The sequence below is a fragment of the Pseudocoprococcus catus genome (assembly GCF_019734885.1).
Classification (GTDB): domain Bacteria; phylum Bacillota; class Clostridia; order Lachnospirales; family Lachnospiraceae; genus Coprococcus_A; species Coprococcus_A catus.
The window spans coordinates 40,428-61,982 of record NZ_JAAXCM010000032.1 but is presented as its reverse complement, the minus strand read 5'-3'; the positions used below and the strand labels follow the sequence as shown (position 1 = coordinate 61,982).

Sequence of the window (21,555 nt, the reverse complement as noted above, 5' to 3'; positions counted from 1 at the left end):
GTTTGAAAGCAGATGATTTTAGATATAAAAACAGAGCATATAGTCGGAGGATGAAAATGGTTATTAAAGAAATGGTACATATTACCCCATATCATTTGGAAAGGATGCTGCATATCTACCTTCCGGATGATTACGAGGAAAGTGAAGCGCGGTACCCGGTCATGTATATGTATGATGGGCACAATCTTTTTTATAATGAGGACGCTACCTACGGTAAATCCTGGGGACTGCAGGAATTTATGAGGCAGTGGGAGAACCAGCTGATCATTGTTGGTATTGAATGCAATCATGAGGGCAACAAGCGCCTGGAGGAGTTTTCACCCTATGATTTCAGGGATTTTGACGGACAAAGGATTCATGGAACAGGCAAGGTTTTTATGCAGTGGGTGGTAGATGAGCTGAAGCCGCTGATTGATTCTCATTTCAGGACAAAGCCGGAGCGGGAGTATACCGGTATCGGGGGCAGTTCCATGGGCGGACTGATGGCCTATTATACTGTTGTGGCCCATAATGACGTTTTCTCAAAGGCGGCCTGCCTCTCAAGTGCGGTGGGCTTCTGTTATGATGCCATGAGGGAAGAGCTGATGGCTGCAGGACCGTTGCTTCCGGATACAAGGGTTTATATGAGCTGGGGAAGTAAAGAATCGGGACGAAAGCCGGGTCTTGTCAAATATACCTGTACGAATCTGGAATTCAGTCACCTGCTGGTGGAACGCGGTGCCGTGACGTATCCGTATCTTCAGGCCTTTGGCGGCCATTGTGAGGCCGACTGGGAGAAACAGAATGCAATCTATATGCCATTTCTGTGGAACGGTGTATTTGAAGATGGAATGGAATAAGGAATGAGTGCAATTTTTACGGTGGCGGGTTTCTGTGCGATTTTTGCGGGAGAATACGGTAATGATGTGGTGCTGGCGTCGAAATTTATATTTATTACAACGCTGCTATGTATTATTACGATTCCGATATTCGTGATGCTGCTGTAATGTAGATGGCGCAAGCGGCGGATGCAGGCACTGTAATGTGCAGGTCACATTACGTGCAAAAATTTTTTTCAAAAAACCGAGTAAAATCATATCTTCAAAAAGATATAAGTAGTGTAAGCAGTTAGTGAATAGCACACATGTTTTTTGGAGGTATTGCTCTATGAAAAAAATAAATTATGGTTCATTTGTATGTGAAGTTTCAGTTGACCCTGACTACATGCTTCTTAAGCACGGTTTGTGCGATTATGAAAGAGACACGATTGCTTATGCGGTAGAACGTTTTTTTACCCGCTGCAGAAAAGCCGGTAAGGCATGCACGGAAGAAAGTATACAGATTCGTGTTGCCAAAGGCAAAGCAAAAAGAAAGCACGCATTTATGTATCTTGCACCGGCAATTTTGATGGAACTGCCGGAAGGCTGGGTGCGCGTCTGGGGCGAAGTGAATGCTGCAGGCGTAGAAATCAATAAAATAGAGATATTAAAAGAACATCCTTGCTTTGCAGAATATGCTGCATAGAAGGATAAAAACTCAAGGGAGCATATCAGAAATCCCCCGACAGCCCCTTTGCTATCTGGTTGGATATATTATGGGATGCCGGGCAAAATACCCGACATCCCATGTTTAGAATGAGGAGTTATCAGATTTCAATTTTTGCTCCCAGCAGTTTGACGAACTCAGCTAAGATAGCTGTATCGCCAGGCCAAGCAGGTGCTGTAACGAGCTGTGCGGCCTCATCAACAACAGCCTGATCAGCAGGAACTTCTACATATGTACCGCCGGCAAGGGTAATGTCAGGACCAACAGCCGGATAAGCAGTCGCTTTCACACCTTTAAGAACACCGGCAGCAGTCAGGATCTGCGGACCATGACAAATGGAAGCAACAGGTTTCTTAGCTGCGAAAAATTCCTGAACGATTTCGATCACTCTTGGATTCAGACGAATATACTCAGGAGCACGTCCGCCTGTGATAAAGAGACCAACATAGTCAGCAGTATTTACTGCGTCGAAATCAGCAGTTAATGCAAAATTGTGTCCCGGCTTTTCGGTGTAAGTCTGATCACCAAGGAAATCGTGAACAGCTGTCTTGACAACTTCTCCGGCTTTCTTGTCCGGGCAAACAGCATCAACCTGATAGCCGAGCATAGACAGTGCCTGGAAAGGAACCATTGTCTCATAATCTTCTGTAAAATCACCACAAAGCATTAAAATTTTCTTAGCCATAAAGAAACCTCCTTCAACATCTGTTGAGTTATGTTTATACATAAAATGTTGTAACTGTTCAGAGATAAAAACTGAAATGTCATACAATTATGTATCTGAAATTTATTATATCATATTATTGCATTATAAATGATTAAATATTTATAAAAATATTGTGCGAATATAAGAAAAAGGCATCCTGCCGTTCGGATGCCTTTTTCTTAAGAGAGAGGATTGTTATGTTCTATATTGTTTTCTGGCTATAAGGCTTTCTCAACCTTATGCCAATACTATACACTATAGTTCTAAAAATACAATAGATGTTTATTAACAAAGTCTAAAGTATTTCTAGGATTTTACGAAATAAGGTATTAAAAATTTTTTGTGACTTATGGTATAATAAAAAAAGACATCCTGCCGTTCGGATGCCTTTTTCTTAAGAGAGAGGATTGTTATGTTCTAATTGTTTTCTGGCTATAAGGCTTTCTCAACCTTATGCCAATACTATACACTATAGTTCTAAAAATACAATAGATAATTATTAATAAAGTATAAAGTATTTCTGAGATTTTAGAAAATTACATCTAAAAAATTTGGAGGAAGTGATACAGGATGACAGAAGATGAGAAATTTATGAAGGCTGCACTGGTGCAGGCGAAGAAGGCAGCGGCGATTGATGAAGTGCCGATTGGCTGTGTGATCGTCTATGAGGGAAAGATTATTGCCCGTGGATATAATAAGCGCAATAAGGAGAAGAATACATTGTCCCATGCAGAGATGAATGCCATCCGGAAAGCCAGTAAATACTTGGGAGACTGGCGCCTGGAGGGGTGTACTATGTATATTACACTGGAGCCGTGTCCGATGTGTGCCGGAGCGATTGTTCAGGCCCGTGTGGACAGAGTGGTGATCGGCAGCATGAATGCAAAGGCAGGTTGTGCGGGCTCTGTGTTGAATGTATTGCAGGAGAAACGTTTCAATCATCAGGTGGAGATGACGAAGGATGTGCTCCATGATGAGTGTTCATCCATGCTCAGTGGATTTTTCCGTGAACTGCGGGAGAGAAGAAAGAAGGAAAAAGAGAAATGTATTTAGCAGATTATCATATGCATTCGAAATATTCTTTTGATGGTTCGGAAGAACTGGATACAATCTGTCAGACGGCGATCCGGAGAGGTCTGTCAGAAATCGCGATTACAGATCATATGGATATTTATACGGGACTGCCTTACGATGAACAGATGAATTTTGATGTGTCCGGCGGTGAACAGCATCATATGGATGCCGTTGGACTTTACAAAGAACTTTGCAATATGAAGGAAAAATATGCCGGTCAATTGAAAGTGCGGATTGGAGCGGAGCTTGGACAGCCTCAGGTTAATCCGGAGGCTGCAGAACTTTTTATGAAAGATTATGGAGATGTGCTGGATTTTGTCATCGGATCTATCCACAATATGGAAAAAGATCTGGACGTCTATTACTATGACTTTACCAAGATTGATGTGGCGAAAATGTATGAGCATTATGTGGACTGGCTGCTGAAATTGTCGGAAATGGGCGATTTTGATGTAATGGGGCATCTGACCTATCCGCTGCGCTATATGTTTGAACGCAATCATCTGCGTCTTGACCTGAAGCCTTATGAAGATAAATTCCGTCAGCTTTTTAAGAATCTGACGGAGAAGGGCAGGGGTATTGAGCTTAATGTCTCCGGATATTATAAGGCCATGCAGGATGCCATGCCGCCGATGTCGATTTTGAAGTTATACCGGGAATGCAGCGGTGAGATCATTACTATCGGCAGTGACGCCCACAAAGCAGAATATATCGGCTTTTATCAGAAGGAAGCCCATGAGATGCTTCAGGAGGCCGGGTTCAGATATCTGACAGTTTTTGATCACAGAAAGCCAGAGTTTATAAAATTGTAGGACGCTGCTGTAAGATCGTAAAATCCGAATAGGATAGGCAGATATGCCGAAATATTAAACTACAGTATATTTCTGAATGCGTTCCGGAGTGATGGCGCGAATATTAGGCAAAGAGAGTCGAATGAAAACTATTGCATGAAATGCTTTCATGAGTTACAATGGTGAACAGAACCGTAAGTTCGTTAGCAAACACTAAGAATGCGAGCGGATAAGATGAGGAGGACACGAAGATGTTTAAAATCAATGATAATTATCTTAAATTACCAGGCAGCTACCTGTTTTCAACAATCGCGAAGAAAGTAGCTGCATATAAGGAAGCTAATCCGGAGAAGAAAGACCAGATCATCAGTCTTGGTATCGGCGATGTGACATTGCCATTGGCACCGGCTGTCATTTCAAGACTGCACAGTGCAGTTGATGAAATGGCTGTTAAGGAGACATTTAAGGGCTATGCGCCTGACCTGGGTTATGAATTCCTGAGAAGCGCAATTGCGCAGCATGATTACAAGACCCGCGGCGTTGATATTGCCATTGATGAAATCTTTATCAGTGATGGCGCCAAGAGCGATTCCGGTAATATCGGAGATATTTTCTCAGTTGATAACCGTATTGCGGTATGTGATCCGGTTTATCCTGTTTATGTTGATACCAACGTTATGGCAGGCAGAGCAGGTGATTATAATCAGGCCACAGAGAGATTTTCTAATGTAATCTACATGCCTTGTACAGAGGAGAATGGATTCGCTCCTGAATTACCTGAAGAAACACCGGATATCATCTATCTTTGTTTCCCGAATAATCCGACAGGTGCGACAATTCCGAAGACAGAGCTTCAGAAATGGGTGGATTATGCTCTTGAAAAGGGTGCAGTGATCATCTATGATGCTGCTTATGAAGCCTATATTTCAGAAGATAATGTAGCGCATACGATTTATGAATGTGATGGTGCGGACAGATGTGCCATCGAGCTTCGAAGCTTTTCCAAGAACGCAGGCTTTACAGGCACACGTCTTGGCTTCACGGTTATTCCTAAAGCACTTAAGTGCGGCGATGTAACATTGAACAGCCTGTGGGCAAGACGCCACGGCACAAAGTTCAACGGTGCACCTTACATCATTCAGCAGGCCGGTGCAGCTGTTTATACACCGGAAGGTCAGGCTCAGACACAGGAACAGATTGCTTACTATATGAATAATGCGAAGATTATCAGAGAAGGCCTTGCAGCAGCAGGATTTTCTGCTTCAGGCGGTGTGAATGCGCCATATATTTGGTTGAAGACACCGGATAAGATGACCTCATGGGAATTCTTTGATTATCTGCTTGATAAAGCGAACGTTGTGGGAACACCTGGTTCAGGCTTCGGACCAAGCGGTGAAGGTTATTTCCGTCTGACATCCTTCGGTTCCTATGAGAACACACTTGAAGCGGTTGAACGTATTAAGAAATTGAAGTAATACGCAGAAATTCGGTTAGAAAGTATGTCTGCACAGCAGATCCAAATTTCGTACCGGGACTCGCAGATGAGTCTTGAATATGAATGACTATAGAGCGGTTTGGAGATTATCTCTAAACCGCTGTGTTAGCTGATAAAGATGAAAGAAAATACCGGCGGATGTTTCAGGCAGGTCTTGAAATGCGGGAATATAAAGGGGAATTAGAAGATGCTTGATGAAATAGTGGCAGTGGTCAAAAAATGCGGCGATATTATATTGTTTGCAGACGGCACCGAACGGAATGTCAGTTCCAAAGAGGGTCGGGCAAATTTTGTGACAAAGTATGATGTGGCGGTTCAGGCTTATCTGGAGGAGGAATTGCTGAAAATTCTGCCGGAGGCGGTATTTATCGGTGAGGAAGGAGAACACAGCAAAGCAATTGGTGAAGGTTATGCATTTATTGTGGACCCTATCGATGGAACAACCAATTTTATCAAAAATTATCACAGAAGCTGCGTGTCTGTGGGACTGGCACTTCATGGAACTATGGAAATCGGCGTTGTTTATAACCCATACAATAATGAGATGTTTTATGCGCAGCGAGGAAAGGGAGCCTTTTTAAATGGTCAACCGCTGCATGTATCTTCTAACCGACTGGAAGAAGGACTTGTATGTTTCGGGACATCTCCTTATTATGCGGAATTAATTGATCAGACCTTTGATTTGGTGAAAACACTGCATAAGGCAAGTCTGGATGTGAGACGAAGCGGTTCCGCAGCATTGGATCTGTGTGATATTGCCAGTGGACGCTGTGAATTATTCTTTGAATGCCGTCTGTCGCCTTGGGATTATGCGGCCGGTTCATTGATCGTGCAGGAAGCCGGCGGCCGTATCAGCCGTATGGATGGTACGGGAATCTCCCTTGATAAGGGGTGTTCGGTACTGGCCGGCGGACCCGCAGCATGGGAAGATTACTTCGAAATGGAAGGTCATATGGAGTTGGCATAAAGAATCGGAGCAGTTTGGAGATAGAAGTAATTAAGTAATTTGCCATTAGGATCTAGTGGTTGATGCTGAATTTTGAATGCTGAATGTAGGATGAATAGGTGGAAGCGTAGGCAGTTGGATGACCGATATTGTTTACAAGAAAACTGAAAGGATCAGAGCATGAGTAAAGTAAAGATTATAAGTGACAGTACCTGCGATTTGTCAGAGGAATTGCTGATACAGTATGATATTGCAGTTCTTCCGCATCCTATTGTCAGGGATGGGGAGTTGCTGCAGGACAATGTAAGTATTACACCGGATGATATTTACGCCCATTATGAGAGGACGGGAAGATTGTGCACGACATCAGCACCGAATGTCTATGATTATGAACAGTTTTGGCGGCCATGGCTGGATGAGGGCTATGAAATTGTCCATTTTACCATCAGTTCAGAGATGTCAACGGCATATAATCAGGCGGTGCTTGCCGCAGAAGAAACGGGACATGTGTATCCGGTGGATTCCAGGTCACTGTCAACGGGAATCGGTCTGCTTGTACTGGAAGCCTGTGATCTCAGGGATCAGGGCTTTGCTGCAGAAGAAATCGCGGCAAGGGTTCGTGAAGACTCTGCAAAATGTCAGGCCAGCTTTCTGGTGGATGTGATCGAGTATCTCTGGAAAGGCGGCAGATGCAGTTCAGTGGCGGCTATCGGAGCCAATCTTCTGAAATTGAAACCGCGCATTGATGTGCAGAACGGCAAGATGCTGTCTACAAAGAAGTATCGTGGCAAGACGGCAAAGTGTTTTGCGGCTTACGCGGATGATCTGCTGAAAGGGAAAGACAACATCCGGCAGAACCGGATATTTATTACCCATTCAGGTATTGATGAGGACATTATCCAACTGGTTCAGGATAAGATCAGACAGTGGCAGCCGGGAGTAGAGCACATTTATGTGACCCGCGCAGGAGGAACGATTTCCTGTCATTGCGGTCCGGGAACATTGGGAATCCTTTATATGTATGAATAAAAAACGGATGCGTGAAGATTTGAGGTGATCCTTCAGAAATTCACGTGTCCGTTTTTTAATGGTTGATTTGAGATAGTCAAGGCAAGAAATTTTAAACATATATTATTTACACAATGTGAACTAAATGATAAAATTTACAATTACGGTAACAGATTCACAAAGTGAGTATGCTATGATAGCAGCATCAGGAGGACAGAGAGCCTGTCGGTGGTACGGCGGATACGCCACACCGACGAAATGCGTAGCATTTTGGATGTTAGCTCTGAACAGTTACTATTATTTTAAACTGCTGGTTGAATGACAAATGCGTAGTCATCCTATATAATAACCTTTGTCGGCGGGAGAGACTAATTCGAAAAGGTCAGAAGCTTCAGCCTGATGAAAACTTCATATTTGAGATTTGAATATTTGAATCATGCCTGCGATCAACTCGATGAATAAAGTACGCCAGTACTTCGAGGTGTGCGGTAATTTCCAAGAGCCGAAATGGTGAGGATGTCCGGTTGATCTGAGCAAGGATACCTGCTCAGGGAGGCCGCTGGAATTCAGTGATGAATCCCGGGGAGACGGAAAGCGTCAACGAAAACGCATATCGCAGAGATGTTCGCACTTAATTGCACGGAACTTCCGGGTGCAGCAATAGACGCCTGCGGTGCAGGAATAAGCCTAAGGGGTATCGGTGTGGCAGCCAGTATGACAGAGGTAAAGCCAACAATGCACTCTGCTTTGACGGCGGAGAAATCCGCCTATAACGGAAGTAGCCGGTGAAAGTAGCCGTATGGCAGAAATAGGCGTAGAAAAATCTGAATGGACGGTGAAATTTGCAGGTAGCCATTCCTGTGCAGGCTTGGGCGTAAGCCGGGGTAAGAAGTGAGGGGTCGCTCCCCGAAGCTCAGACTTATCTTCCTGGTGGCAGAATATAGGTGAAGGACATGGATGTACGGCGAAGGCCGGATCGTGGGTGTGATTGAGATATTCAAAAGAGGCTTCAGTTTTATAGGATATGTGATGACTGGAGCTTTTCTTTTTTTGTAAGGCATTGCATTTATACAATTTACATGATGTGGACTAATTGCAAAAATATGCCACCGTGGTAACAGCTATCAAAAAGAGATGTGTTATGATAGCAGCATCAGGCATTATCAGAGAAAGTTAAAGAGGATATCCGGTAAAAAGACTTATTCAGAAATTAACAGTAATTTAATTACCGATGTAGTTTATGGAAGATGAAAGGGGTGTAATGTTGATTAGCCCATCTATTAGAATCAATGATAATATGTCATCTGATGAGAAAAAGCGTGCGATACAATCAATCGTTAAATTAGTAGACATTGCTATTCTGAACAACGAGGATAGCTGTAAATTCGGAGTAACATTCGAAAGAAGATTTTTTATCCATCGAATGAAAGTCCGAAGAGGAAGAGAAAGGTTCTTTTTTGTTTTTATACGAAATTTATGAGGAAAATTCCATCTGACAACAGATAATATACGTAAAGAAAGACAAATGACCTGCTATTAGTATGTATGGTATACTGAAGCTAGTATATTTTAACGCAATAACGCATGAAAAGTATGGAGATAGTGTCAAATGATTTATGAAAAAACAGAGTCAAAGAAAAGGGCTCTGATGAACCTTGAAAATTGCAGATATTAATTCCAATAAGCTCTCCGAGGGCTTAGGGTGTTGCCCTAAGAACCTACAAGGAACCAGTCCCTTGACCCATTATCGGGCTTTGCCCGAGCCCATTCTCGCCGGAAGGGAGGAAAAGAAAAAACTATCGGGTGATCCACAGACCAACTGATCTGCTGGACAAGGATGGACGCTGTACCTATGGTCAATTGTCGAAGGAAGTGATGGCATTGCTGGATGAAAACTGATAGACGAAGCCGGATGGAAAACGGCAGTTGAAACAGGCGATGCAAGCAGATGAAAACAGGGAAGGTTTCGCTTGACAGAGAGCCCTTTTTCGGGGTATAATGAACAAACATGGGCTGACCATGTGCTGAAATATGTTATAAAGCTTCCGTGCAGCCGGGGAGATAGCGGTGCCCTGTACCTGCAATCCGCTACAGCAGGGGTGATGTTTCAGCCGAGGGTCTTTGATTTGTAGAGCAGCCCGCTGTAAGTAGCGTTGACGTCTGGGTCTCGCGCAACGGGAACCAGTGAACCGTGTCAGGTCAGGAATGGAGCAGCACTAAGCTGGACCTTCCGTGTGCCGTGAGGGCGCCTGGGCTGAGCCAACTGCAGCGGTAACGTTTATGGGTCGGATTCGAAGCTAAACGCACGGATTTAAAATTATATATGATAAGACAGTTGAAAGCTGCAGACATTAAATTGTTTGCAGCTTTTTGTTTTTTTACAGAAAAATGAAGTTTTGGGCAATAAAATCATTTCTCCTGGAGAAAATTTTTAAAATCGCCATAAAAAAACAGGAAAGGATCGTATATCCTATAGAAAGTATTAAGAAATAAAGTGAATATGACGGGCTTAAAAGTATGGAATGAACCAGATAGAATTTATGAAGGTGAGGTGGCCGTGTGAATAATCGGGAATTTGACCGGTGTATGCGACGTATGCAAAAGGGTGACAAAACGGGTTTGAAAGAAATCTACGAAGCGTATATTTCGTATATATATGCAGTAATCAGGGGTGTTGTGAAGAATAAGGAGAATGCTGAGGACCTGACAGCGGAATTTTTTATTAAGCTGTGGAATATGGCAGATCAGTATAAGGTTGGGAGTGGGCATAAGACATGGATGACTGTGATTGCCAGAAATATGGCCATTGACTTTATGAGAAAAGCCGGACGGGAACAGCTGACAGAAGAAGTACCGGAGGTATCAGCTGCTGATACAGCCGCGGGAATAGCTGATTCTATGGAAAATGAAGTGGTCGGTCGGATGAATTTCAGAGAGACGGTAGAAAAACTGCCGGAGACAGAGCGGCAGATTATGACAATGAAGCTGGCAGGACAGATGACATTTAAGGAAATTGCGGAGGTTTTAGGCATTCCGATGGGAACAGTCACATGGAAGTATCAAAACAGTCTGGAGAAGTTAAGGAGGGTCGGCGTATGACAGAGAAAGAAGTTGAAAAAGCTTACAAGAAAATGACAGAATCCGATGCACCGGACCTGTGGGCAAAGATTGAGAGTAATCTTCCTGAGAAGGAAGTGCGGACTGAGAAGAAAGTAAGGACAGGTTTTTTTGCAAAACTTGGGAAGATCTTTTCCGGCGGCAGTACATGGAAGACATCGGCAGCAGTGTGTGCAGTTTGTATCATTGTATTAGGTACAGCTCAGGGAGCAGGCGGCATGTTCAGAGCAGGCAGCTCCTATGAGACGGCTTCAGCAACATCAAAAAGCAGTTACGCCATGGATGCCTATTCGGCAGGCGGGGCAGAGGAGTATTCAGCAGAGGCCGATGGTGCAGAAGCTGCACCGGCTGACTATAACGGCATGAATTATGCGGCCGCTGCAGCGGGTACCGGAGCGGATGCCGATTCATCAGGCGGAGCTGTCGTATTGAGTGAGAATGCGGCTTCTGCAGCGGTAGGAACTGAGGCTGCAGAAGCATCAGCGGATGAAGCGGGGACGGCAGAAAATAGCAAAGAAACGGCAAACAGTGCAGATACAAAAAATGGTCAAAGCAGCCGGAAGCTGATTCGTACATTTAATCTTGACGCGGAGACAACAGATTTTGACAATCTGGTGACACAGCTGCAGCAGGAGACACAGAATCTTGGCGGATATGTGGAGAGTTCTTATGTCAATGGCAATAGCTATTATACAGAGAACAGTCGATATGCTTCTCTGACACTGCGGATTCCAAAGGATAAAACTGATGATTTTCTCGGAACGGTTGGAGAAATGGCCAATGTGACAAGTAAATCGGAGAATGCGGAGGATGTAACGCTGACTTATACAGATTTGAAGAGTCATGTGGAAGCACTTCAGGCAGAGCAGGAGCAGCTGATGAAGTTGATGGAGCAGGCGAAGACAGTGGAGGATACCATGAGTATCCAGTCCCGTTTGACGGATGTGCGTTATGAGCTGGAATCCTATATGTCTCAGCTGAAAGTTTATGATAATCAGGTGGATTACGACACCGTGAATATCAGCATTCAGGAAGTGAAGAATGAGACACCGACCGGTGAGCTTTCTATCGGACAGAAGATGCTGAATGGTCTTGAAAACAGTCTGAGAGCCATTGCGGAGAGTGCAAAGAATCTGTGCATCTGGTTTGTGGCCAGTATTCCGTACTTTGTGATTCTGTTTGCGGTGATATTTGTGGTGGTTAGTATTATTAAGAAGATACGCAAAAAGAAATAAAATAAGTGATATGTGAGAAAGTCCAGAACTAAAAATGATGGATCCGAAGCGGCAGCAGCCGGCAGACATTTGAACGATGAAAGTTTAAGTGCCTGTCGGCTGTTTTATCTTTTGTAAACAGAATTCCCCTTTTTAAGCGGGCATCAAGTTTATCGTTTCGATTTTTTGGCAGTTTTCGAGCAGGGGGGAAGAGATATTTAGTACTTAACGGCCAAAATTATGATTTCCGGGAAATAGCAATCAGTCTTACTATGGTATTCTGATATTACCAAAGGACATAAGGAATATTTTACGAATGAAAGGGGTATAGATGATGGAGAGATTAACAAAAGGACAGGTTATTAAGATGACATCAGGCAAAGAATGCAGGGTGTTGAAGGAGCTTGGAGAAGGTGGACAGGGTTATATTTATAAAGTTCGCTATGAAGGAAAAGACATGGCACTGAAGTGGTACAAGATGGATAAAATTGCAGATAAAGGCAAGTTTTACCGTAATCTTCAGAACAACATCAAAAAGGGTGCACCGACAAAGGCTTTTGTGTGGCCTGTGGAACTGACAGTGCCTATTGACGGCGGATTTGGTTATCTGATGGATTTAATTCCGGACGGATACGCAGAATTCAAACATTACCTGTTGGCAGATGTTCATTTCTCAGGTATTAAAGCCCTGATTAATGCGGCGCTGGGGTTGATTGATGGATTTGAAAAGCTGCATAATGCCGGATTCAGTTATCAGGATCTGAATGACGGCAATTTCAGTATTCATCCGGAGACGGGTGATGTGCTGATCTGTGACAATGATAATGTGTCGGAATACGGTGATAACTCAGGCATTGCCGGTAAATGCCGTTATATGGCACCGGAAGTGGTTCGGCATGAGGCAAAGCCGAGCATTCATACAGACCGTTTCTCTCTGGCTGTTGTGCTGTATAAAATGCTCTTTGTTGAGCATCCATTGGAAGGGAAAAGAACTGTTTCCAAGTATCCGTGTATGCGTGAAGACTACGAAGTCGAATGTTATGGCATTCATCCGATTTTTACATGGGATCCGATGGACTCATGCAACAGGCCTGTGCGCGGAGTCCATACGAATGCGATAAAACTGTGGCCATATTATCCGGAATTTGTACACAAAGCGTTTGCGGACGCCTTCAGTCAGGCACGTCTGGTAGGCACAGATATCAGACATAGAATGACGGAACAGGAGTGGAGAGAAGTCTTCGTGGCATTAAGAGATTGTCTGGCACGATGCAGCTGCGGAGATGAGACATTTATTGATCCGGATGCTGCAGAATGTATCTGTATGAATTGCGGCAAAAAACTTTCCAGACCTTATTTTTTACATTTGAAAAAGAGCAAAGTTGTTCTTGTACCGGGCAAGAAACTGTATGCCTGCCATACCATGGAAGATAATGCGGACTGTTTTACCATTACGGCTGATGTGGTAAGAAATCCGCAGAATCCATCTATCTGGGGGCTTCATAATATCAGTGGACGTTCATGGCGAGTGATGTTGCCGAATGGCACGGAAAGAATCATTGAGAATGGACGGAGTATGCAGATTGGACGAGGAATTTGCATCAATTTTGGCGGCACGTGTGAAGGGACGATTTTTTAAAGGACTGGGAACGAAAGGCAGAGAAGAAAAGTGTATACTGTAATTACAAAATCACTTAAGGAAAGTTTTAGGAGGAAAAGAACATGGGATTATATGACGAAACAGTAAAAGTTGGAAGACGTACAATGGTATTATTTTTTATCATTGACACATCCGGTTCTATGAGAGGTGCCAAGATTGGGCAGGTAAATACAGCAATTGAAGGTATTCTTCCGAAGATTAAGGAAATCTCCAGAGAGAATGCAGATGCTGAGATTAAGGTGTGTGTCCTTAATTTTGCTACAAAGGCAAAATGGGTGACTGCAGCGCCGGTTTCAGTAGAAGATGAAGCATACAGATGGGAATATGTTGAAGCAGGCGGTACGACAGCCCTTGGCGATGCATGCCGGGAGCTGAATGAAGCACTTTCAACAAAAACCTTTATGAAGGAAGTCAGCGGTTCCTATGCGCCGGTACTGTTCCTTATGTCAGATGGTGAGCCGACAGATGATTACAGAAGCGGTATTGAAGTGCTGAAGCGCAACAACTGGTTCAAAGCAGCGATTAAAGTGGCTATTGGTATTGGTAATGATGCAAATAAGAGTATGCTGGCAGAATTTACAGGTTCGGATGAGTCTGTCATTGAAGTACATACACCGGAAGAGCTGAAGAAATGGATTCAGTTTGTGACAGTAACGTCATCGCAGATTGGCAGCAGCTCAACAGGTACAAGCGATAAAAATAAAAATGAGGAGACGAGAAACGAAATCGGTAAGAGAAAAAGAAGAGCGTACCCGAAGCCTCAGCCAACACCGAAACCGAAGCCGGGACCAGTACCGAATCCGCCGAAGCCGGAGCCGGAACCAGTACCGGAGCCGCCGAAGCCGGGACCGGGTCCAGGTGGAAGTGACTATATTGACTGGTAAAAATAAAGGAGAACACTATGATGAATTTTAAAGCTTTTCATATGTCAGAAAGAGGAGAGGGCCATCTTCATGATGGCAGAGTTTGTCAGGACAGTTCCGCAAGTTTTTCTGACGAATGTGGCACAGTGGCCGTTGTCAGCGACGGCCACGGCGGCTGCGATTATGTCCGCAGCCAGATTGGTTCAGCTATGGCCTGTGAAGCGGCAGTCAAAAATATTCGTCGGTTATTTGAAAATATCAGCCCTGAAGCGTTTCTGGCGGAACCGGATATGATGCTGATACAATTGGAGGCGGCCATTATCAATGACTGGAATGAGTCTGTCAGGAGCCATTATGAAGCGAATCCTTTTACGGAGGAAGAACTGGATTGCGTCTCGGAGAAAGCCGGTGCATCTTACCGTTCAGGACATCGAATTGAACGGGCTTATGGGGCGACACTCATTGCAGCGGCGGTGACAAGGGATTATTGGTTTGGTATTCAGATTGGGGATGGCAAATGTGCAGCATTCGATGAGGCAGGTATTTGTACGCAGCCTATTCCATGGGATGAAAAATGTTTCCTGAACAAAACAACGTCAATTTGCGGTTCAGATGCGCTTCGGGATTTTCGGCATTTCTATTCGGAGAAAATTCCGACAGCTGTTTTTATGGGGTCAGATGGCATTGATGATTCATTTAAAAATGAAGAAGATATGTATGATTTTTATAAAACAATTCTTTATGCTTTCTCAATTTCGGATTATACCCAGGCAGTAGATGAACTGAAGGCATATTTGCCGCGCCTTTCAAAGGAAGGCAGTGCAGATGATGTCTCCATTGCAGCCTGGATGGATATGGATGCATTGAAGTCTGTTGTTGATAAAATTAAGGCGGAGGGTGAAGAAGCAGAAGAACCCGAAGAAAACAAGAAGACGGAAGAAGAGAAAGAGACAATAGAGAACGAGAAATCGGAAGAGGGAAACGAGGCCGAAGAAGGTAAAAAAGCAGAAGAAGAGATAGAGACTGCAGAGACCAGGAAAGAAGAAAATTATGAGAGCAGGCAGCAGCCGAGATTTTGCTGTATGTGCGGAGCTAAACTGGTGCCGGGACAGCGCTTTTGCCAATGTGGGGCCAGAATTCTTTTGAATGCTGTCGAAGTGAATCCGGACGATGCTGATGGAGAGAAAAAGAATCTTTTCTATTATTTGGAACGCTTTATTTCTTATTACCTGTAAAAGGAGGGCAAATATGGCGAGGTATGACATTACGCCGAAAGGAGCAGAGGCACTTAGAAAGCTGACGTTAGATAACGATACTTTTGAAAACACTGGAAAATCAAGGTTTTTCGAGCGACGGACAAGCAGGGTATTGTACTAAAAACTGAATACGACGCAGAAGCGGCGTTTCTTACTCTCTACATGGGAGAACAGGAACGCCGCTTTTTTATGCCCTTTGTTACGCAGTAGGGGCAGAAAAAGCCTTGCTACAAGCGATTTTGCGGGCGCGTATCTGGCGCGGCAAGGGATTTATACCTTATCCCCCGAAACCGCGCTTCTACTGCGTAACAAATCCACAGCAAAAGGAGTGATTTACTATGGCAGTTTTCAGAGTGGAACGGAACAAGGGCTACACCGTAATGAGCAACCACCACCTACGCAACAAGGAGCTTTCCTTAAAGGCAAAAGGGCTGTTGTCGCAAATGCTGTCACTCCCCGAAGATTGGGACTACACCTTGAAAGGCTTATCCCTTATCAACCGGGAGAAGATAGACGCTATCCGCGAAGCCATTAAGGAGCTTGAACGCGCCGGGTATATCGTTCGGTCAAGGGAGCGCGACGAGAAAGGACGCTTGCGGGGCGCGGACTATGTGATATTCGAGCAGCCGCAGCCGCCTACGCCGGATTTACCTACATTGGAAAATCCAACATTGGATAATCCAACGCAGGAAAAACCAACATTGGAAAAACCTACGTTGGAAAATCCAACGCAATTAAATAAAGATATACAAAGAACTGACTTACCAAAAAAAGAAAAATCAAATACAGATTTATCAAGTACCCATTCCATTCCTATCCTTTCCCCTAACCCCTCTCCTTGCAGAGAAGCGGCTACGCCGCCGGAACGGAAAGGAACGGAAGCGGCAGCACAGAGCGCAGTTGATATATACCGGGAAATCATCAAGGACAATATCGACTACCACATTCTCAAACAGGACATGAAGTTTGACGGGGACAGGCTGGACGAGATTGTAGACCTCATGCTTGAAACCGTATGCACCGCCAGAAAGCGGGTACGGATTGCGGGGGACGACTACCCGGCAGAGCTTGTGAAATCTAAGTTTATGAAACTGGACGGCGAGCATATCCGCTTTGTGCTTGACTGTATGCGGGAGAACACAACGAAAATCCGCAACATCAAGCAATATCTGAAAGCAGCCCTTTTCAACGCCCCGTCCACTATCGGCAATTATTACACTTCCCTTGTCGCCCATGACATGGCAAGCGGCGCACTGTCACCGAAGAAGCCGCAGTACGGCGACCCGGACTATTATTCATTCAAACCGGGCGAAAGCCTGTAAAACAACAAAAGGAGGATTTTATTATGGCACAGAAAATGACAGGAGCATTGGTATTTGACGAGCGCACCGACCGTTACGACATTCGCTTTGACTTAAACAGCTACTACGGGGGCTTGCATTGCGGTGAGTGCTTTGACGTATTCGTGCGGGGCAAGTGGAAGCCGACCCGGATTGAGTACGGCGACAACTGGTATCTTGTGGGTATCAGAGCCGAGGACTTGAACGGGCTGCGGGTGCGTATCTGACCGCCGCCCCATAAAGAAACGCGAAAGGAGGACGCGAGGAATTGCAGGACGAAGTAAACGAAAAGACCATAGCCCTTTACATCAAGACCGGGAAGCTGACCGCCCAGACGCTCCAAAAGGCAATGAAAGCCATACTGTCAAAGGGCAAAAAGCAGCTTGCAAAACCGCCACAGGGAAAGCAGAGCTTAAAGCAGCTTATGAAGCAGAACGCGGGCGTTTCCAACATTGAGATTACCGAGGGCAATATCAAAGCCTTTGAGAGTACGGCGAAAAAGTACGGTATCGACTTTGCGCTGAAAAAGGACGCAACGGAAAGCCCGCCCCGCTATCTGGTTTTTTTCAAGGGGCGGGACGCGGACGTGCTGACCGCAGCCTTTAAGGAGTTTTCCGCAAAGAAGCTGACACAGGAGAAAAAGCCCTCTATCCGAAAGCTGCTCTCTACGCTCAAAGAAGCCGCACAGGGCAAGAACGCGGAACGGGCAAAGGTCAAGAACAAGGACAGGGAGGTATCGCTATGAAGCCGGAAATCAAGAAGCTGCTTATCCTAAATCTCCCGTATCTGCTCTTTGTCTGGCTCTTTGATAAAGTGGGCGCGGCTGTCCGTCTATCCCCCGGCGCGGACGCAAGCGCAAAGCTGCTACATCTTGGGGACGGTTTTACCACCGCCTTTTCCAGTATCGCGCCGAGCTTCCACCCGGCAGACTTACTTATCGGCATTGCGGGGGCGGTCATTGTCCGGCTGATTATCTACACCAAAGGCAAGAACGCGAAGAAATACCGCCGCGGGACAGAATACGGTTCGGCGCGTTGGGGCGGGGCTGACGACATAAAGCCGTACACAGACCCGGTATTTGAGAACAATATCCCCTTAACGCAGACGGAACGGCTCACCATGAACAGCCGCCCGAAGCAGCCGAAATACGCAAGAAACAAAAATATTCTTGTAATCGGCGGTTCCGGCAGCGGCAAGACCCGGTTCTTTGTGAAACCGTCGCTCATGCAATGTACGTCAAAGGATTTTCCAACGTCGTATATCGTCACTGACCCGAAAGGAACACTGATTTTGGAAACCGGGAAAATGTTGCAGCGGTACAAATACCGTATCAAAGTGCTAAATACGATTAACTTCAAAAAATCCATGAAATACAATCCCTTTGCCTATCTGCGGAGCGAAAAGGACATTTTGAAATTAGTCAATACCATTATCGCCAACACCAAAGGCGACGGGGAAAAATCCGGCGAGGATTTCTGGGTGAAAGCGGAAAAGCTCTACTACACCGCACTAATCGGCTATATCTGGTATGAAGCCCCAGAGGACGAGAAGAACTTCACGACGCTGCTTGAAATGATAAATGCGTCGGAAGCCCGCGAGGACGACGAGGATTTCCAGAACCCGGTTGACCTCATGTTTGAACGTCTGGAAGAAAAAGACCCGGAACATTTTGCAGTCAAGCAGTACAAAAAATACAAACTGGCGGCGGGCAAGACCGCAAAAAGCATACTTATCTCATGCGGCGCGAGGTTAGCCCCATTCGACATTAAGGAGCTGCGGGAGCTTATGGAAACCGACGAAATGGAGCTTGACACCATAGGTGACAGAAAGACCGCCCTTTTCGTGATTATCAGCGACACCGACGACACCTTTAACTTTGTCGTGAGTATTCTCTACACACAGCTATTCAACCTCTTGTGCGACAAAGCAGATGATGAATACGGCGGGCGGCTTCCCGTCCATGTACGGTGCTTACTTGATGAATTTGCGAATATCGGGCAAATCCCCAAATTTGAGAAACTAATCGCAACCATACGGAGCCGGGAAATCTCCGCGTCAATCATCTTGCAGAGCCAGTCACAGCTAAAGGCAATCTACAAGGACAACGCCGATACCATAGTCGGCAACTGCGTGCGCCCAGAAGTCGCCAGCGCATTATAAATTCGGCGGCGTGGTATTTATGGAATACTGCCTTTAGCAAGCAGTAGGTAAAAGTATCAAGTGATGAAAAATCACAGCCTATTATTCTACAACTTATCCGAGAGGGGAAACCCGAAGGGGAGTGTAGCATGTTGTCGCTTTTGTCAATGGATAAAAGCCTGAATGATAAGGTACTAATCCTGTGTATCTGAAAATTCAAGAATAAAAATTCGTGTATGAGGTACAAAGCTAAACTGCCTGAACGATAGCCAGAGTGGGGGAATCCGCACTCCGCATACGAAAAGGATTGAAACGTATGCTATTCCATGTTGGTTTCATTTCGCAGTTATGAAAGCAAGCGATACTCATGGAAGGACAACCGCAAGACAGCGGGTAAATGGCGAAAGTCGGTGCCGACAACACGAAACGCTAATTCCATAAATACTAACTGGGGATGACCTAAACCTGGTAACGGGCATGGTCACACAGCTCCCATAGTAGTCTGAGACGTTAATGACGTTCACATGGCGAAGGGGAGCAGCTTATTTACTAATACGATATGAAAGGACGGTGCGAGAGGCATTGAGAAATCCAATCCAAGTATTAAGTAGTTTGACGGAAAAGTCAAAGAATGAATCTTACAGGTTTCAAAGATTATATCGGAATCTGTACAATCCAGAGTTCTATTGGCTTGCATATAAAAACATATATGCAAACACAGGCAGTATGACTGCCGGTGCAGATGGAACTACTATTGATGGCATGAGTGACGAAAGAATCCAAAGGATTATTGAATCCATGCGAGATAAAAGTTACCTGCCAAAACCTGCACGCAGGGAATATATTGCTAAGAAAAACAGTAATAAAAAGCGTCCGTTGGGAATCCAGTCGGGCAATGACAAACTGGTGCAGGAAGTAGTGAAGATGATTTTAGAAAGCATTTATGAGCCTGTGTTTAAGAAAACATCTCATGGGTTCAGACCAAACAAAAGCTGTCAGACAGCATTATACCAGATACAGAAAACCTTTACGGGAACGAACTGGTTTGTTGAGGGCGATATACACGCCTGCTTCGACAGTTTTAATCACCACACAATCATCAGATTGCTGAGAAAACGTATTGATGATGAAATGTTTCTACAACTCATCTGGAAATTTCTAAAAGCAGGCTATATGGAGCAATGGACGTACAATCGGACATACAGCGGAGTACCGCAGGGTTCAGGTGTCAGTCCAGTGCTTGCAAATGTGTACCTTCACGAATTAGATAAATTTATGGAGGAATATGCACAGAAATATAACCGAGGAAAGAAGAAACAAATGAACTCCGACTACAAGAAAGTTGTCAAAAAGGCATCCTATTATAGATGTATGGGCAAAAAGAAGTGGGCGGATTTATCTCCAGAAGAACGCTGGGAACGCAATAAACATTTGAAAATGCTTGAAAAGCAAACACGACAGCTAACTCCGACCGAACCTTTGGATGAGACGTATAAACGGATTCAGTACACCCGATACGCTGATGATTTCATCATTGGAGTAATTGGGAGCAAAGCGGACGCAGAACAGATGAAAGCTGACGTCGGCAGATTTCTCAGGGAAGAACTGGATTTGGAAATGTCCGAAACCAAAACCAAAGTTACGCATACAGGAGACAGAGCCAGATTTTTAGGCTATGACATTACGGTATCCAGAAGTCAGGATTTAAAGAAATCCGCAGGAGGATACAAAATCAGAAGCAATGCAGGAGTGGTGAAATTACTTGTACCCAGAGAAAAATGGGTGGGAAAGTTACTGGAATATCATGCAATCAAAATCAAGATTAACGAAAACGGAAAAGAAAGATTTGTAGCCCTACACAGAGGAAAACTGGTAAATCAAAGCGATATAGAGATTCTGGCAAGATATAATGCGGAAGTTCGTGGACTTTACAACTATTATGCCATAGCAAATGATTCCTTCAAGATAGGCAGATTTGCCAATCTTATGAAGTACAGTATGTACAAGACATTTGCCTGTAAGTATAAAACAAATGTTCACGAAATCAAGCGCAGATATTGTGTTGGAGGTCTGTTTACAATCGCATACGATACCAGAGCAGGAAGGAAAATCACGACCTTTTACAGAGACGGGTTTAAGCGAAAAGAATCAGCTACGAAGTTTGACAATGTGAGCGAACTTCCGCAGTTCTCAAAATACGCTAAAACCAACACTCTGAAACAGAGAGTGGAACGCCATACCTGTGAACTTTGTGGAAAGGATTGCAGAAATCTGGAAATCCATCAAGTAAAGAAACTAAAAGACTTAAAGGGCAATGCGGAGTGGGTACTCCTTATGCGCAAAAGGAGACGGAAAACTCTTGTGGTATGCCCTGAATGTCATAAACTGATTCATTCTTAATACCGTAAATATAATAAGCGGA

20 protein-coding genes, 1 other RNA gene and 1 pseudogene are annotated in these 21,555 nt (G+C 44.6%); 21 read left to right on the top strand and 1 reads right to left on the bottom strand.

What is annotated here, in order from left to right; genetic code table 11:
- Nucleotides 1–56 precede the first annotated feature (56 nt).
- The 3 genes from HED67_RS09060 (at nucleotide 57) to HED67_RS09050 (ending at nucleotide 1,503) form a co-directional block, all read left to right on the top strand.
- On the top strand, nucleotides 57–839 hold the full coding sequence (locus tag HED67_RS09060) for an alpha/beta hydrolase (RefSeq protein WP_221718096.1): 783 nt from the start codon (nucleotides 57–59) through the stop codon (nucleotides 837–839).
- 3 nt (nucleotides 840–842) lie between these two features.
- Complete coding sequence (locus HED67_RS09055; protein ID WP_215631929.1) at nucleotides 843–986, top strand: hypothetical protein; 144 nt, start codon at nucleotides 843–845, stop codon at nucleotides 984–986.
- A gap of 160 nt (nucleotides 987–1,146) precedes the next feature.
- Nucleotides 1,147–1,503 carry a hypothetical protein gene (locus HED67_RS09050; RefSeq protein ID WP_178439994.1) on the top strand — a complete coding sequence of 119 codons (357 nt, stop codon included), beginning with the start codon at nucleotides 1,147–1,149 and terminating at the stop codon, nucleotides 1,501–1,503.
- Nucleotides 1,504–1,624: 121 nt separating this feature from the next.
- Here the strand turns inward: HED67_RS09050 and HED67_RS09045 are convergent, their stop codons facing one another.
- A complete protein-coding gene (locus HED67_RS09045; protein ID WP_178439997.1) occupies nucleotides 1,625–2,209 on the bottom strand; it encodes a DJ-1/PfpI family protein in 585 nt (194 codons plus the stop codon).
- Between the two features lie 591 nt (nucleotides 2,210–2,800).
- On the opposite strand from HED67_RS09045, the gene tadA reads away from it, so the two are divergent.
- From tadA to HED67_RS08955, 18 genes and pseudogenes are all read left to right on the top strand, one after another.
- Complete coding sequence (gene tadA, locus HED67_RS09040) at nucleotides 2,801–3,283, top strand: tRNA adenosine(34) deaminase TadA (RefSeq protein ID WP_221718095.1); 483 nt, start codon at nucleotides 2,801–2,803, stop codon at nucleotides 3,281–3,283.
- Nucleotides 3,274–4,116, top strand: a complete 843-nt coding sequence (locus HED67_RS09035) for a histidinol-phosphatase HisJ family protein (RefSeq protein ID WP_221718094.1) — start codon at nucleotides 3,274–3,276, stop codon at nucleotides 4,114–4,116. The genes tadA and HED67_RS09035 overlap by 10 nt, the downstream gene beginning before the upstream one ends.
- Before the next feature lie 230 nt (nucleotides 4,117–4,346).
- Nucleotides 4,347–5,570 (top strand): LL-diaminopimelate aminotransferase, encoded by a 1,224-nt coding sequence (locus tag HED67_RS09030; RefSeq protein WP_221718093.1) that lies wholly within the window; start codon nucleotides 4,347–4,349, stop codon nucleotides 5,568–5,570.
- A gap of 207 nt (nucleotides 5,571–5,777) precedes the next feature.
- A complete protein-coding gene (locus HED67_RS09025) occupies nucleotides 5,778–6,557 on the top strand; it encodes an inositol monophosphatase family protein (RefSeq protein WP_221718092.1) in 780 nt (259 codons plus the stop codon).
- Between the two features lie 159 nt (nucleotides 6,558–6,716).
- Complete coding sequence (locus HED67_RS09020; protein WP_221718091.1) at nucleotides 6,717–7,565, top strand: DegV family protein; 849 nt, start codon at nucleotides 6,717–6,719, stop codon at nucleotides 7,563–7,565.
- Nucleotides 7,566–7,689: 124 nt separating this feature from the next.
- On the top strand, nucleotides 7,690–7,866 hold the full coding sequence (locus tag HED67_RS09015) for a hypothetical protein (RefSeq protein ID WP_221718090.1): 177 nt from the start codon (nucleotides 7,690–7,692) through the stop codon (nucleotides 7,864–7,866).
- 299 nt (nucleotides 7,867–8,165) lie between these two features.
- Nucleotides 8,166–8,333, top strand: coding sequence for a hypothetical protein (locus tag HED67_RS09010; protein WP_221718089.1), 168 nt, complete (start codon nucleotides 8,166–8,168; stop codon nucleotides 8,331–8,333).
- Nucleotides 8,334–9,589: 1,256 nt separating this feature from the next.
- Nucleotides 9,590–9,853, top strand: an RNA gene (gene ffs / locus HED67_RS09005) — signal recognition particle sRNA large type.
- A 250-nt stretch (nucleotides 9,854–10,103) separates the two neighbouring features.
- Nucleotides 10,104–10,643, top strand: a complete 540-nt coding sequence (locus HED67_RS09000) for an RNA polymerase sigma factor (RefSeq protein WP_221718088.1) — start codon at nucleotides 10,104–10,106, stop codon at nucleotides 10,641–10,643.
- Nucleotides 10,640–11,896, top strand: coding sequence for a DUF4349 domain-containing protein (locus tag HED67_RS08995; protein WP_221718087.1), 1,257 nt, complete (start codon nucleotides 10,640–10,642; stop codon nucleotides 11,894–11,896). Before HED67_RS09000 ends, HED67_RS08995 begins: the two co-directional genes overlap by 4 nt.
- A 310-nt stretch (nucleotides 11,897–12,206) precedes the next feature.
- Nucleotides 12,207–13,514: a serine/threonine protein kinase gene (locus HED67_RS08990; protein WP_215631917.1), complete on the top strand. Its 1,308-nt coding sequence runs from the start codon at nucleotides 12,207–12,209 to the stop codon at nucleotides 13,512–13,514.
- 83 nt (nucleotides 13,515–13,597) lie between these two features.
- A complete protein-coding gene (locus HED67_RS08985) occupies nucleotides 13,598–14,419 on the top strand; it encodes a vWA domain-containing protein (RefSeq protein WP_221718086.1) in 822 nt (273 codons plus the stop codon).
- 17 nt (nucleotides 14,420–14,436) lie between these two features.
- Entirely contained in the window at nucleotides 14,437–15,633 is a 1,197-nt protein-coding gene (locus HED67_RS08980) for a PP2C family serine/threonine-protein phosphatase (RefSeq protein ID WP_221718085.1), read from the top strand.
- A gap of 359 nt (nucleotides 15,634–15,992) precedes the next feature.
- Nucleotides 15,993–16,976, top strand: a complete 984-nt coding sequence (locus tag HED67_RS08975) for a DUF6017 domain-containing protein (RefSeq protein WP_002569163.1) — start codon at nucleotides 15,993–15,995, stop codon at nucleotides 16,974–16,976.
- A gap of 23 nt (nucleotides 16,977–16,999) precedes the next feature.
- The gene (locus HED67_RS08970) at nucleotides 17,000–17,221 is read left to right on the top strand and encodes a DUF5348 domain-containing protein (protein WP_002569164.1); all 222 of its coding nucleotides are present in this window, start codon (nucleotides 17,000–17,002) and stop codon (nucleotides 17,219–17,221) included.
- 41 nt (nucleotides 17,222–17,262) lie between these two features.
- Complete coding sequence (locus HED67_RS08965) at nucleotides 17,263–17,739, top strand: PcfB family protein (RefSeq protein ID WP_002569165.1); 477 nt, start codon at nucleotides 17,263–17,265, stop codon at nucleotides 17,737–17,739.
- Nucleotides 17,736–19,124, top strand: a pseudogene (locus HED67_RS08960) (VirD4-like conjugal transfer protein, CD1115 family); the annotation flags it as partial. The gene HED67_RS08965 and the pseudogene HED67_RS08960, both read left to right, overlap by 4 nt.
- A gap of 591 nt (nucleotides 19,125–19,715) precedes the next feature.
- Complete coding sequence (locus tag HED67_RS08955) at nucleotides 19,716–21,533, top strand: reverse transcriptase/maturase family protein (protein WP_055057444.1); 1,818 nt, start codon at nucleotides 19,716–19,718, stop codon at nucleotides 21,531–21,533.
- The last annotated feature ends 22 nt before the right edge of the window (nucleotides 21,534–21,555 follow it).